General features: G+C 68.6%; 11 protein-coding genes and 1 pseudogene. 4 read left to right on the forward strand and 8 right to left on the reverse strand.

Features of this window, described 5'->3' with window-relative positions; genetic code table 11:
- The 6 genes from ACV4UX_RS13630 to ACV4UX_RS13655 all read right to left on the reverse strand — a co-directional run.
- A partial coding sequence (locus tag ACV4UX_RS13630; protein ID WP_491593826.1) for a MerR family transcriptional regulator occupies nucleotides 1-261 on the reverse strand: 261 nt, incomplete at its 3' end.
- A gap of 3 nt (nucleotides 262-264) precedes the next feature.
- Nucleotides 265-774 (reverse strand): Crp/Fnr family transcriptional regulator, encoded by a 510-nt coding sequence (locus tag ACV4UX_RS13635; protein ID WP_491593827.1) that lies wholly within the window; start codon nucleotides 772-774, stop codon nucleotides 265-267.
- Nucleotides 771-1,913, reverse strand: coding sequence for a potassium channel family protein (locus ACV4UX_RS13640; protein ID WP_491593828.1), 1,143 nt, complete (start codon nucleotides 1,911-1,913; stop codon nucleotides 771-773). Before ACV4UX_RS13640 ends, ACV4UX_RS13635 begins: the two co-directional genes overlap by 4 nt.
- On the reverse strand, nucleotides 1,885-3,714 hold the full coding sequence (locus tag ACV4UX_RS13645) for a triose-phosphate isomerase (RefSeq protein WP_491593829.1): 1,830 nt from the start codon (nucleotides 3,712-3,714) through the stop codon (nucleotides 1,885-1,887). Before ACV4UX_RS13645 ends, ACV4UX_RS13640 begins: the two co-directional genes overlap by 29 nt.
- A 46-nt stretch (nucleotides 3,715-3,760) precedes the next feature.
- Entirely contained in the window at nucleotides 3,761-4,531 is a 771-nt protein-coding gene (locus ACV4UX_RS13650; RefSeq protein ID WP_491593830.1) for a hypothetical protein, read from the reverse strand.
- A gap of 14 nt (nucleotides 4,532-4,545) precedes the next feature.
- Nucleotides 4,546-6,975 carry a Lon protease family protein gene (locus tag ACV4UX_RS13655; RefSeq protein ID WP_491593831.1) on the reverse strand — a complete coding sequence of 810 codons (2,430 nt, stop codon included), beginning with the start codon at nucleotides 6,973-6,975 and terminating at the stop codon, nucleotides 4,546-4,548.
- 228 nt (nucleotides 6,976-7,203) lie between these two features.
- Here ACV4UX_RS13655 and ACV4UX_RS13660 point away from each other — a divergent pair, with 228 nt between their 5' ends.
- The 4 genes from ACV4UX_RS13660 to ACV4UX_RS13675 all read left to right on the forward strand — a co-directional run bounded on the left by ACV4UX_RS13660 (nucleotide 7,204) and on the right by ACV4UX_RS13675 (nucleotide 11,559).
- The gene (locus ACV4UX_RS13660) at nucleotides 7,204-9,345 is read left to right on the forward strand and encodes a methyl-accepting chemotaxis protein (protein WP_491593832.1); all 2,142 of its coding nucleotides are present in this window, start codon (nucleotides 7,204-7,206) and stop codon (nucleotides 9,343-9,345) included.
- Between the two features lie 162 nt (nucleotides 9,346-9,507).
- The gene (locus tag ACV4UX_RS13665; protein WP_491593833.1) at nucleotides 9,508-10,425 is read left to right on the forward strand and encodes a tetratricopeptide repeat protein; all 918 of its coding nucleotides are present in this window, start codon (nucleotides 9,508-9,510) and stop codon (nucleotides 10,423-10,425) included.
- Nucleotides 10,426-10,520: 95 nt separating this feature from the next.
- The gene (locus tag ACV4UX_RS13670) at nucleotides 10,521-11,198 is read left to right on the forward strand and encodes a CBS and ACT domain-containing protein (protein ID WP_491593834.1); all 678 of its coding nucleotides are present in this window, start codon (nucleotides 10,521-10,523) and stop codon (nucleotides 11,196-11,198) included.
- A 115-nt stretch (nucleotides 11,199-11,313) separates the two neighbouring features.
- On the forward strand, nucleotides 11,314-11,559 hold the full coding sequence (locus ACV4UX_RS13675) for a hypothetical protein (RefSeq protein ID WP_491593835.1): 246 nt from the start codon (nucleotides 11,314-11,316) through the stop codon (nucleotides 11,557-11,559).
- Nucleotides 11,560-11,693: 134 nt separating this feature from the next.
- On the opposite strand, the gene ACV4UX_RS13680 is transcribed toward ACV4UX_RS13675, so the two are convergent.
- Nucleotides 11,694-12,086: a UbiX family flavin prenyltransferase gene (locus ACV4UX_RS13680; protein ID WP_491593836.1), complete on the reverse strand. Its 393-nt coding sequence runs from the start codon at nucleotides 12,084-12,086 to the stop codon at nucleotides 11,694-11,696.
- 375 nt (nucleotides 12,087-12,461) lie between these two features.
- Nucleotides 12,462-13,237: pseudogene (locus ACV4UX_RS13685) on the reverse strand (UbiD family decarboxylase); the annotation flags it as partial.

Below are 13,237 nucleotides of genomic sequence, written 5' to 3' on the forward strand. Positions count from 1 at the left end.
GCCCTCGTCGGTGGCAAGGTGGGTGACGGTGCCGCCCAGGCGGGCGCGGGCGGCCTCCACGGAAAGGCTGCGCCGGAAGAGCGCCTGGATGGCCCGGGCCAGGTCCAGGCTGCGGGGCGGAAAGCGCAGGGGTTTGCCGTCCCCCTCGGCCTGCCAGAACTCGGGGAACTTGCGGCGGTAGCTCTTGATGGTGGTCTCGCTGACGCCCAGGGCCCGGGCCAGGTCGCGGTGCGTCAGCGTGTCGTCCCCGGGCCGGGCCACGGGTCAGCTCCTGCCCGCCAGAAGGATGGCCAGGGCGGTGGTGAGCTTCACCACCTCGGCGTTGGAAGAGCGCACCATGTGCGCGAGACGCCCGCAGAGGGCGGCCAGGAGTTTGCAGCCGGTTTCCGGGCGGGCGCGCACCAGTTCGAAGAGTCGCTCGCGGTCCGTGACCAGAAAGGTGCAGGGCTCCTGGGTTTCCACCGTGGCGGAGCGCGGGGCGTCGCTCACCAGGCCCATCTCGCCGAAGAAGGGCGCGGCGTCGCCCGTAAGGTGCGCCAGCACCTTGGAGGGCTCCTTTCCGGCCAGGGCTTCGGGGGCGATGCCCGGCAGCACCATGGACTTGACCACGCGCACGCTCCCGGCAACCAGGACGAACATTTCGCTGCCCGTCTCGCCCTCGACGATGATGCGCGTGGCGGCAGGCACTTCGCGACGCGTGAAGAGGGGACGCACGGCCTCGATCTCCCCGGGGTCGAGGTCCGCGAAGAGGCTGATGCGCTCGAAGCCGCTCACGCCGTGCGCTCCAGGAGGATGATGCCGTCGAAGGCGGAGAGGTCCGTTCCGGGGCCAGGGTTGAGCACCACCTTGGGCCCCTGGCTGCCCAGGGGACCGTCGCGCCCGGCGGCCTGGAAGAGTTCCAGGATGTAGCTGTCCAGGGCCTGGGAGGCGTCGAGCACGTCGGAGAGCTTGAGGGTGCGCGGCAGGCGGCAGGCGGCCAGGGGCAGCTGCCCCGTGGCGGCCAGGGACTCGCCCACCAGCGCGGACCACGTCCCGGCCTGCTCCTGGCGCGTCATGGGCCGGTAGCGCAGGCTGCCCTGGTTGCCGCCCGCCAGGAGGGCGTGGAGCACGTCGTGCATCACGGGGTGGGAGGCCATGAAGGCCAAGGCCTTGGCGGCCAGCTCCTCGCGTCCCACGGCCTTGGTGGCTCCGGCGCGCAGGAGGTGGTCGCGGGCGGCGTCGCGCAGGGCCTCGGCGTAGATCACCAGCGACGGGGCCAGGGCGCGCAGGGTGAGCGTGGCCAGCACCGAGTGGTTGTCGGCCTCCTCGGGGGGGACGTCCTCGCTGGGCAGAATGAAGGCCAGGCGCGCCCTGGCAGGGTTGGCGCGCTCCAGCACGGCCTTGAGCGCCGTGTCGCCGCGCACGAAGTGCAGGCCCGCCCCCTGGCCCAGGGCCTGGGCGATCTCCTCGAAGCGGGAGGGCTCCATGTCGGCGGCCAGGACGGTCTGGGCCTGGGCCAGTTCGGGCATGCGGCGCAGGCGCTCCAGCAGAAGCGGTCCGTGGCCGTTCCAGCCGAGGATGAGCACGTGCCCCGTGGCGTTCACCGGCAGAAGCCCCCTGCGGCGCTGCATGCGCCTCTCCACCATGGCCGAGGCCATGGCGCCCGTGATGGAGGAGACCAGCCCGATGCCCGAGGCCATGACCGCCATGCCCAGGAGCCTCCCCGGCACGGTCTTGGGGGCGAAGTCTCCATAGCCCACCGTGAAGAGGGTGACCATGGCCCACCAGAGGCCCTCGAAAAAGCCGACGGGCTCGGACTGCGTCTCCGATTCATACCAGGAGAATCCCAGCGCCGAAGCCGCCAGCATCACTCCCGTGAGGGCCAGCGGCAGGGCGAAGGGCTTTTCACTCCAGCTCGACCAGATCCTGTTCATCTTCCAGGTCGCCCTGGCGGCGCATGAGCTCCTCGAAGCGGATGTCGGCCCCGATCACGCCCACGATCTCGTCGCGCTCGTTGGCCACGGGCGCGGACACCGTGAGGCAGAGCTTGCCCGTGAACTGCGAGGTGTAGAAGTCCGTGACGTGGAACTTGCCGTTCTGCATGGGCTTCTGGAACCACTCGCGGTTGGAGAGGTCCACGCCCACCTGCATGGTGGAGAAGCGCTCGCGGTCGGCGGGGTCGGAGACCTTGCGGGTCACGAGCAGGCCTTCGGTGTCCACCAGGTAGAGGAACTGGATGAAGGGGTATTCGCCCAGGAACTTGGCCATGCGCGCGTAGGAGCGTTCGGGGTCCATCTCGCGCAGGCACTTCTCCTCGGAGAGCTTGAGGATGAGCTGCGCCGAGAGCGAGTGGGCCAGCTTCTTCAGGTGGTCGAACTCGGAGGTGAAGAGTTCGGGCATGTAGCGCTTCACCAGCGCGCGCATCTCCTGGTTGGAGAAGGAGGTGTTGCGCCCGGACTCGTAGGCCTCCATGATGCGGTTGTAGATCTTGTCCACGGCGGGGTGGCGCTTGTCCACGGCGTCGTCGCCTTCCAGCCCCATGTTGTGGTTGATCCAGTAGCTCACTCCGGCCTTGCCGGACTTGTCGGTGATGATGATGGGCACGCTGCGCCCGAGGATCTTCTGGGTGTCGAAGATGTTGTAGATCTCTTCGTTCTTGGCCAGGCCGTCCACGTGGATGCCCGCCGAGGTGGCGTTGAAGTCGCGGCCCACGAAGGGGTAGTTGGCGGGGATGGCGTATTCGAGCTCTTCCTCGAAATACGCGGCGATTTCGGAGATCACCTGGGTGTTGGCTGCGTCGTCCTCGCCGGTGAGGGAGATGTACTCCACCACCATGGCCTCCAGGGGGGCGTTGCCGGTGCGCTCGCCGAAGCCCAGCAGGGTGCAGTTGGCCCCGGAGCAGCCCGAAAGCCATGCCGTGGAGGCGTTCACCAGCACCTTGTGGAAGTCGTTGTGGCCGTGCCATTCGAGCCACTCCGAGGGCACCTGGGCCTCGTCGGTGAAGGCGCGCACGAGCTTGGAGACGCTGCGGGGCAGGGCCGCGCCGGGGTAGGGCACGCCATAGCCCATGGTGTCGCACAGCCTGATCTTCACGGGCATGCCCGCCTGGCGCGAACGCTCCATGAGCGCCTGGGCGAAGGGCAGGCAGAAGCCGAAGATGTCGGCGCGGGTGAGGTCCTCGAAGTGGCAGCGCGGCACGATGCCCCACTCCAGGGCCTGGTCCACCACGGCCAGGTAGCCCTCCATGGCGGCCTTGCGGTCTTTGCCCAGCTTGAGGTGGATGTGGTAGTCCGACACGCTGGTGAGAAGCCCGGTCTCCTTGAGGCCCATGGACTTCACGAGCTTCAGGTCGTTGGCGTTGGCGCGGATCCACCCCGTGACCTCGGGGAACTTGTAGTCCTTGGCCTGGCAGGCCTCCACGGCGCGGCGGTCCTTGTCGGAATAGAGGAAGAACTCGCTGGCGCGGATGAGCCCGGACTGGCCGCCCAGACGGTGGAGCATGTCGAAGATGTGCGCGATCTGCTTGACGGTGTAGGGGGGCCTGGCCTGCTGGCCGTCGCGGAAGGTGGTGTCCGTGATGAACATCCTCTCGGCGGGGCGGGGCATGGCGATGGTGTCGTCGAAGGGCACGCGGCTGATCTTCGTATAAGGGAAGAGCTCCCTGTAGAGCTCCGGCTTGTCGCTGTTGTCCAGGCGCAGCCGGGGCATGGTGCGGTTCAGGTGCATCAGGGTCATGCTGGGGCGTCCTCCTTGGCGGGAATGGCTGGGCGGGGGGGAAATGTCAGGGCTTGACTCGTTCCAGCCACGTATCAACGATTTGTTTTTCCCGCAACACGCGGGGGTTGGCGGGGTTGGCCTCGAAGGCCTTGCGCGCGGCCTCGGCGGCGTGGCGCATCCAGCCTCCCTGTCGCAGGCTCTGGGAGGCCATCACGTAGAGGGCCTCGGGTTCGTCGCCGTAGATGGAGCGCAGCAGGCCTTCGTACTCCTGGCCGAAGATCTTGCGCACGAGGGCGTTCTGGTCGTGCAGGAGGCGGCCGAGCAGGGGGTTGTCGCCCTGGTCCTCCAGGTAGGCGGCCAACAGCGCCCGGCACTTGCCGAAGAAGAAGCGCACGCGGGCGATCTCGCGGCGGATGGACTCGTTGGTCTGGAGCACCACCTGGAAAAGCTCGCGGGAGACGAGGTGTTCGTCCTCGGGGAGTTCGCGGTCCATGAGTTCGCGGAACCACGGGCCGTAGTTCTGCTGCTGGTAGGCGTCCTCCTTGAGCTTCATGGTCTCGTGGAAGATGTAGCCGATGCACCAGTCCAGGAACTGGCTGGAGAGCCCGGGCTTGGCGTCGTTGCGGAAGAGGTGATGGGCGGTGTCCTTGAGTCGCCAGAGCAGGCCCTTGTTCATCTCCTCGCCCACGAGGTCGTGCAGGACCTCGAAGGAGAGCTGGCTGGTCTGGTCGAACACGGCGAACTGGCTCTCCAGGATGTCGGCGGCGAGGCAGAAGTCGCGCAGCATGTCGCGCACGAACTCGGGCAGCTTTTCGAGAATCCAGGCTTTGGACATGGCGGGCCTCGCGTTCAGGGTTCCAGGTTGAGGGGCCGGGAGAAGCCGCCCCATTTCACGGCCAGCTGCGCCAGCCGGGCCAGGCGCTCGTCCACCAGCCGGAAGAGGGTGCCCTGGGGGTACTGGCCGTCGGGGCCGCGGTTGCCGGCCTCCATGCCCGTGAGCAGCTCCATGGCCTCCTCGATGCAGGCCACGGGCCAGACGTTGAAGAGCCCGTCGCGCACGGCCTGGAGCACCTCTTCCTTGAGCATGAGGTTCACCACGTTGTCGCGCGGCAGGAGCACCCCCTGCCTGCCCGTGAGCCCCCGGCGGCGGCACACCTCGAAGAAGCCCTCGATCTTCTGGTTGAGCCCCCCCACCGCCATGATCGCCCCCGAGGAGCCCACCGCCCCGGTGAAGGCCATGGACAGGCTGATGGGCACGCCCGAAAGGGCCGAGAGCAGCGCCGCCAGCTCCGCTCCCGACGCCGAATCGCCTTCCACCTCGGCGTAGCTCTGCTCGAAGCACAGGCTCCCCGTGAGCACCACGGGCTTGTCCTGGGCGAACTGGCTCACCAGGTAGCTCTTGAGGATCATCATGCCCTTGGTGTGGATGGGGCCGCCCAGCTCGGCCTCGCGTTCCAGGTCCAGGATGCCTCCGTGGCCCACGCCCACGGTGCAGGCGATCTGGTGGGGCAGGCCGAAGGGCAGGTCGCCCACCATGCGCACGGAGAGGCCGTTGGCCCGGCCCACGGCCTGGCCGTCGGTGGCCACCTTGATGATCTCGCGGTCGTACTCGGCCAGGAAGTCCTCCTCCAGGAGGTTGGCCCGGAAGAGCCTGGCCTCGCGGGCCTGGCGCAACAGCGCCCCGTCCACGGCCTCGGCCCCGCGCAGGCCCGCCAGGGCGGAGGCCTCGCACATGAGCTCGCGCAGCAGCGGCAGGCGCAGGCTCAGGCGCTCCTGGTCGTCGGTGAGGGAGGAGGCGTACTCCACCAGCCCGGCCAGGGCCTCGCGCGTGAAGGGCTTGAGTTCCGCCTTGGCGATCATGGTCCCGGCCAGCCCCAGGAGGGCGGTCTCGTTCTCGGGGGTGCGGGGGATGTGGTCCTGCATGTGGGCCTTGAGCTTGAAGAGCTTCTGGAAGCGCTCGTCGCCGTAGAGCAGGAGTTCGTAGGTTTCGTCGGTGCCCACGAGGATCACCTTGGCCGTGAGGGGCACGGGCTGGGGCTCGATGGTGCGGGTGCGCACCGCGTCGCCGTCGGAGGGGTCCTCGATGCGGCACAGCCCGGAACGCAGGGCGCGCAGCAGGCCCTCCCAGGCCTGGCCGCCGTGCGCCAGGTCGTCGATGCGCAGGATGAGGAAGCCGCCCAGGGCCTTGTGGAGCGAGCCGGCCTTGATGAGGGTGTGGTCGGTGTAGAGCGCGCCGAAATCCGACTCGCGCTCGGCCGAGCCCAGGAGGTTGGGATGGTTGGGGTGGTCCTCGATGACGATGGGCGCGCCCTCGGCCTTGGAGTTGTCCACGAAGAGGTTCACCTCGTAGCGGTCGGCCAGGGCGTCGGCGGTGAGTCCCTGCTCGGCGGCCTGGGGCGTGGGCAGCGCCGGGGGCTCCTTGGCCAGGAAGGCGTCGTAGTGTTCCAGCACGTCCTGGCGCACGGCCTGGAAGAACTCCAGCACCTCGGGGTGGGCGGCGAACTCCTCCTGGAGCTCCTTGAGCCGCCAGTCGGCCACCTCGGCGGCGGTGTCGCGGTCGATCTTCTTCTCGCCGTCGCGGTAGGAGCGGTCGTCGCTGGTGAGGCGGCGCAGGTAGGAGCCCAGGTTGCCCAGCACCTCGTCGCCCTGGGCCTTGAGGGCCTTGCGGGTTTCGGGGTCCATGCGCTCGAAGTCCTCGTCGCTGACCACCTTGCCTTCCAGGAGGGGGTAGAGGGTCAGTCCGCCGTGTTCGTCCACTTCGAGGTTGAAGCCCTCCTCGGCGGCGCGCTCTTCCATTTCCGCGAAGAGGTCCTCGCGATTGGCCTGGAAGTCGCGGGCGAGGCTCTGGCGCTTGGAGAGGTGGGCCTCCTGCTCGAAGCGCGAGGGGATGTCCTCGCGGATGGCGGCCACGGCCTTGGCCAGCCCGGCCTTGAGGGCGCGGCCCTTGCCTGCGGGCAGGAGCAGCGCGCGGGGGCGGTCCTGGTCGTCGAAGTTGTGCACGTAGACGATGTCGGGCGGCGTGGGGGCCTTGGCCGCGATGGGCGCGAGGAACGACTTCAGGAAGTGGGTGCGGCCCATGTAGGGGTCGCCCGCCAGGTAGATGTTGTATTCGCGGCCCTTGAGCGCGAGCCCAAGCTCCAGGGCCGAGATGGCGCGGGGCTGGAAGCGCGAGGCGCTGGGGTCCACGGGGGGGATGTCCTGGCTGGTGGCGTAGGGAACGGATTCGGGCGGGCAGGCCGCGCGGAGTTTTTCCACGGGAAGCGGGGCGGATTTGGGCATGGAGGGTCCTGGATTCGTTTTTCCCGCGACACTAGCGCGGGCGGCCCCGGGCGGCAAGGGGCCGGGCGCGGCCGCGCTCCGGGCTCGCGGGGGCGGAGGCAATACCGTGGGGTTTGCGTCACGATCTCGCGACCGCCTTGCGCGGGCGATTCGTTCGTGGCAATAATGAATGATTGAAGAGTCCATCACGTTTGAAGCCGCTCGCTCCCGAGCGGCAAGGAGGCCGCCATGAACCTGTCCATCAAGACCAAACTCATCGCGGGCATGCTGCTCGTCATCGCGCTGGTCTTCGCGGTGATATTCAAGGTCGTGGCCGCCAACGTCTCCACGGCGTCGTCCGAGGCGTTCCTCCAGTCCGCCTCGCGGGAGCTGGCCCACGTGGACTACTCGGTGACGCTCTTCCTGGACGAGAGCAGGCTCAACGCGGACGCCCTGGCGCGCAGCCCACTGGCCTCGCGCCTGGACGAGGTGACCTCCACCTTCGTGGGCACGAGCGCGCCGCGCAAGTCCTCCGTGGACCCGGGCGACCCCGTGGGCAAGGAGGTGGTGGCCCTCTTCGACGCCGTGCAGCGCGCCCATCCGGCCTATGTGGAGGTGTTCATGGGCAACCGCAACGGCGGCTTCGTGAGCGCCCTGCAGGACTCCGAGATGCCCGCCGGGTACGACCCCCGCAAGCGCCCCTGGTACCAGGAGGCCTTGCCCGTGAAGGACCAGCCCTCCATGTCCAAGGCCTACATGTCCACCACCAAGGAGGCCGTGACCAGCGTGACCCGCACCGTGCTGCGCGGCCAGGAGGTGATCGGCGTCATCGGCATCGACATCTCGCTCAAAAAGCTCACGGACCTCGTGGCGTCCATCAAGCTCGGCCGCACGGGCTATCTCGTGCTCGTGCAGGACGACGGCGTGGTGCTGGCAGACCCGCGCCACCCGGCGTTCAATTTCAAGAAGGTCGGCGAGGCCGCGCCGTACCTGGCGGAGCTCTTCAGGCTCACCTCCGGCCACCTGGACGTGAACGTGGACGGCAAGCCCTGCCTGGGCGTCACGGTCACCTCGTCCAGAACGGGCTGGAAGCTTCTGGGCATCATCGAGCGCGAGGAGATCATGGCCCCGGCGCGCGCCGCCGAGGCCAACCTGGCCTACACGGCAGGGGCGGGGCTCCTGGCCATCGCCGTGGTGGTGTGGCTCTTCTCCACCCGGGTGATCATCGCCCCCCTGCGCCAGGTGAGCGGGTTCCTCACGGCCATCGCCAGGGGCGACTACGCCCACCGCGCCAGCCATCAGCGCACCGACGAGATCGGGGCCATCCTGGACGTGCTCAACGCCACGGCCGGAAAGCTCGAAGCCAACATGGTGGAGATCCGCGCCAAGACCCAGGAGGCCGAACAGAAGGCCCGCGACGCCGAAGCCGCCACGCGCGAGGCCGAAGACGCCCGCTGCCGGGCCGAGGCCGCGCGCAGCGAGGGAATGCTCCAGGCCGCCGGCAAGCTCGAACGCATCGTGGAGGGCCTGAGCGGCGCGTCGTCGCAACTGGAGCACCGGATCGAGGATTCCAGCCGGGGCGCGCGCGAACAGGCCGGGCGCGCCGCCGACACGGCCAACTCCATGGAACAGATGACCTCCACCGTGCTCGACGTGGCCCGCAACGCCTCCCAGGCCGCCGCCACCGCGGACCAGGCCCGGTCCAAGGCCCAGGAGGGCTCCGGCGCCGTGGACCGGGTGCTCGCGGGCATGCACGAAGTGCAGGGACAGTCCGAACGGCTCAAGGACGACATGCGCCAGCTGGGCGCCCAGGCCGAGGACATCGGCCGCGTGCTCACCGTGATCTCCGACATCGCCGACCAGACCAACCTCCTGGCCCTCAACGCGGCCATCGAGGCCGCCCGCGCGGGCGACGCGGGCAGGGGCTTCGCCGTGGTGGCCGACGAGGTGCGCAAGCTCGCCGAAAAGACCATGACCGCCACACGAGAGGTGGGCGACGCCATCGGGGCCATCCAGCAGAGCGCCCGGCGCAACGTGGAGAACGTGGAGCGCTCCGTGACCCTCATCGGAGAAGCCTCGCGCCTTGCCGACGGCTCGGGACGCACCCTGGAGGAGATCGTGAGGCTCGTGGAGTCCGCCTCGGACCAGGTGCGGGCCATCGCCGCAGCCAGCGAGGAGCAGTCGGCCTCCAGCGAGGAGATCAGCCGCGCCGTGGAGGAAGTGAACTCCGTCTCGGCCCATACCTCCCAGTCCATGGCCGAGGCTTCCAAGGCCGTGAGCGACCTGGCCGGGCAGGCCCAGGCGCTCCAGGCGCTCATCGACTCCCTGCAGGACGAGGCGCGCGGCGGTCCCGGCTCCTGTCCGCCCGCGCTCGGGCCGGGCCGGGCCTGATCCGTACCGGTTGACGCTCTCCTGCGCGCGCGTTCCTCCCAGCCCCGCCGAGGCCTTCCGGCGGGGCTTCCCGCACACCGGGTGTTGCGTGCGGGGCCGCTCCTGGGATAACGCCTGGAGCGGGACGCCCCGAGCGTTCACACGTCCAGGCAGGGGGCGCGCGTGGTCGATGCGGAACCGGATTGTGCAGGCGGGGAACGCAGACGCGCCGGCGCGCCCGGCATCTTCCTCAAGTTCGCGTTCCGCACGGCCGTGTCGGACAAGCGCCCGGACAAGCCCGGCAGCGCCGGCCAGGCCCGACTCTCGGGGCGCGACGTGTACTACTATGTGGAAAAAACATCGGAAAAGGCCCTGACCATCCGGCCGCTCAACGTCCACGCCCACCCGGAGGGCGAGGGCCGCCCCCTCACCTTCGAGGACCTCCTGGAGCGCTACCGGCCCGAACCGCTCTACTACTACAACAAGGTCAAGCCCGTCATGGAACGGGTGGAGGGCCTGGTGGAGGCCGGGCAGGCCAGCCTGGACGCCGGCAACACGGGCCGCGCCGAGACGCTCTTCAAACAGGCCCTGGACCTGGACCACCACAACGTGCGGGCCATCTTCGGCCTGGGCTTCGTCTACCTGCGCTCGGGCTCCCTGGACGACGCCCGCCACGTGTTCCGGCAACTCATGCTCCTGCCCACTGCCTTCACCGAGGAATACCGCCACCTCTTCAACGCCTTCGGCATCCAGATGCGCCGCCGGGGCATGCTGGACAACGCCTGCGCCTTCTACGAAAAAGCCCTGGGCTTCGGCGTGGAGGACGAACACCTTCTCTTCAACCTCGCCCGGGCGCACTATGCGGCCGACCAGCTCGACCCGGCCCGCGCCCAGGTGGAACGCGCCCTGACCCTGGACCCGGATTTCGAACCAGCCAGACGACTGCTCAAGGCCCTGGACAAGGCACGGGACGCGCTCCCGGGCGAGCCCCCCGCACCGGCCCCCCAGGAGCGGGACTGGGAACAGCCGCCCGAACCCGCCGCACTGAGCGACGCCCAGCGCTACCCCGACCTAGACCTGGACGGCGTGCCCTGGGAATGACCTGCCAAGGCCCTGCCGGACATTGCCCTCCGCACGTTTTTCTGCAATCATGACGCACGGCTGGTTTCGCCGTCTCAGAAAAGCGAGGACACACCATGCTCATACGCGACTGGATGACCAAAGACGTGATCACCGTCGGTCCGGAGACCTCCATGATGAAGGCCTCCAAGCTCATGCGCGAACGCAAGATCAGCCGCCTCCCCGTGGTGGACGACTCCGGGAGGCTCCTGGGCATCGTCTCGGACCGGGACCTCAAGGAGGCCTCCCCCTCCAAGGCCACCAGCCTGGACATGCACGAGCTCTACTACCTGCTCTCCGAGATCAAGGTGAAGGACATCATGACCAAGACCCCCTTGGCCGTGAAGCCCTCCGAAACCGTGGAAAAAGCCGCCGTTCTCATGATGAACAACAACTTCGGCGGCCTGCCCGTGGTGGACGAGAACCTCAAGGTGGTGGGCATCATCACCGACTCCGACGTGTTCAAGGTGCTCGTGGAGATCACCGGCGTCACCGAAGGCGGCGTGCAGCTGGCCTTCAGCCTGCCCAACTCCCCGGGCAAGCTCAAGGACGTGCTGGACGACCTCAAAAGCTTCGGCGCGCGCATCGTGAGCGTGCTCACCTCCTTCACCCACGCCGACGAAGGACACCGCGCCGTCTACATCCGCATCCAGGACCCGGACAAATCCGTGCTCACCGAGATGGTCGAGGCGCTCTCCCAAAAGTATACCCTGCTCTACTGGGTGCGCGACAACCTCAACCCCATCATCCCCTAGCCGCAACGCCCCGCGCGGCCCGTCCACCCCAGGGCGGGCCGCTCCGGCTTGACAGAGCCCCGGAAGCGCCTACTTCAAGTGGCGTTCCACACGTTTTCCCCGAGGAGACCCCCCGATGACCCAGACCCACGTCTGCCCCCACTGCGGTCAGGAACTGACCCCGTGGCTCGGCCCCCCCGAGTCCGGCTGGGGCGAAATCCTGGTGTGCAACAACAACGAATGCTCCTTCTTCAAGGGCTCGCCCAGCACCATCCGCAACACCGACGAAGCCTCGCCCCTGGGCTGCCGCTACGCCGTGGACCCGGCCAACAACTACACCCCCTTCAGTCTCGTGGCCTGGCACGGCGCCTGCCGCGACTAGACAAGCCGAACCTCCCGGCGGCTCCGGCCGCCCCGAAAGGGACGCGAAAGCGTCCCTTTCGCGTGATGACAAACCCCGAAGACGGGGTTTGCTGGAGCCGCTTACGGGCGGCAAAGCCGCCCTGCTCCAGGCCGCTATCCCCCGTGCGCGCCGCTCCAGCGGCGGAAGAGGTCGTGTTCCAGCCCGAACTGGTCGAGCACCTTGCCCACGGTCTGGTCCACGATGTCCATGATGGTCTGCGGGCCGTGGTAGAACGAGGGGGCGGGGGGCAGGATCACCGCGCCGGTTTCGGCCAGGGCGGTCATGTGGCGCAGGTGTCCCAGGTGCAGGGGCGTTTCGCGCGGGACGATCACCAGCTTGCGGCGTTCCTTGAGGGTCACGTCGGCGGCGCGGGTGAGGAGGTTGTCGTTGAGCGACAGGGCGATCTGGGCCAGGCTCTTCATGGAGCAGGGGACCACCGCCATGCCCAGGGCCGGGAACGAGCCGCTGGAGATGGAGGCCGCCAGGTTGGAATTGTCGTGCACCACGTGGGGCCAGGGCCTGGACGCTTTGCAGGGAACGGTCGGTTTCCAGGCGCAGGGTGAGTTCCGCGCCCTTGCTGACGACGAGGTGGGTCTCCACGTCCGCGACGCTCTGCAGCGCCTCCAGGAGGCGCACGCCGTAGAGGGCGCCGCTGGCCCCCGAGATGCCGACGACGAGTCTTCGCATGGGTTCGGGATTCCTTTGGGCGGGGCCGCCGCCCGGTCGGGAGGGCGCGCCGCGCTTGGCGCTGCCGGTTCGGGGTGTTGCGCGGGCATGCCGGGCATCTCCGGGTCCGGCCCCTGCCGCCCGGAGCCGGGTCGCATTGGCGCAAGCGGCCCGGCCCTCCCTGCCGGGAGAGGCCGGGCCGACGTCACGCGCGATTATTCGTCGGTGTCGAAGGCGTCCTTGAGGGGGAAGCCTTCGGGGTAGTCCACCTTCCCGGTCTTTTCGTTCCAGCTCACCACGCCCTTGCGGGGCACGCCCGCAGTGGGGCCGCCCACGGCGTCGGTGTCCACCAGCATGGCGGTGCGCAGGCCGTTGATCAGCCAATCGCCCGCCACGGCGCGCTCGGCGCACCTGGTCCATTCGTCGCACCAGTCGCCCAGGCTGTAGCCGAACCACTTCCAGCGCGGGGTCACGGGGGGCAGCCCGGCCTGGTTCCACAGTTCGCGCGCCTCCTCCATGATCTCCTTTGCGGGCAGGGCCACGGGGGGCATGGCGTAGTGCATGGTGGCGTCGATCATGATCTTGGCCTCCCATTCGCGGTCGCGCAGCTTGGGGGCGTGGCCGTTGGCCTGGTGGTCCACGATCTTCACGGACTTCATGAGGTCGGTGCGGTAGGCGATGGCCCAGAGCACCTCCTCCACGTTGTTGGGGTTGATGTCCTCGTCCACGGCCACGGTGATCTTGCCCACGGAGCGCATGGCCGTGGTGGCGGCTTCCAGGGCGCGCCAGATCTCGGTCTTGGGGGTGTTCTTCTCCAGCACGATCACCGTGAAGCGCGAGACGCCGATCATGGGGCCGTGCAGGGCCACGTCCTTCACCTGGCGGATGTAGAGCACGTTCTTGAGGTGGTTGAGCATCACCGCCGAGTAGTTGAGCTGCTTGATCACGCCCGACTCGGAGGGGGCCATCTGGGAGATCATGGAGGTGATGA

The organism is Fundidesulfovibrio sp., assembly GCF_058402725.1.

Bases quoted from the DNA above. Each gene is read 5' to 3' on its own strand.
- ACV4UX_RS13675 (WP_491593835.1), top strand. From the start codon at position 11,314: ATGACCCAGACCCACGTCTGCCCCCACTGCGGTCAGGAACTGACCCCG.
- ACV4UX_RS13670 (WP_491593834.1), top strand. From the start codon at position 10,521: ATGCTCATACGCGACTGGATGACCAAAGACGTGATCACCGTCGGTCCG.
- ACV4UX_RS13655 (WP_491593831.1), bottom strand. From the start codon at position 6,975: ATGCCCAAATCCGCCCCGCTTCCCGTGGAAAAACTCCGCGCGGCCTGC.
- ACV4UX_RS13640 (WP_491593828.1), bottom strand. From the start codon at position 1,913: ATGAACAGGATCTGGTCGAGCTGGAGTGAAAAGCCCTTCGCCCTGCCG.
- ACV4UX_RS13645 (WP_491593829.1), bottom strand. From the start codon at position 3,714: ATGACCCTGATGCACCTGAACCGCACCATGCCCCGGCTGCGCCTGGAC.
- ACV4UX_RS13660 (WP_491593832.1), top strand. From the start codon at position 7,204: ATGAACCTGTCCATCAAGACCAAACTCATCGCGGGCATGCTGCTCGTC.
- ACV4UX_RS13650 (WP_491593830.1), bottom strand. From the start codon at position 4,531: ATGTCCAAAGCCTGGATTCTCGAAAAGCTGCCCGAGTTCGTGCGCGAC.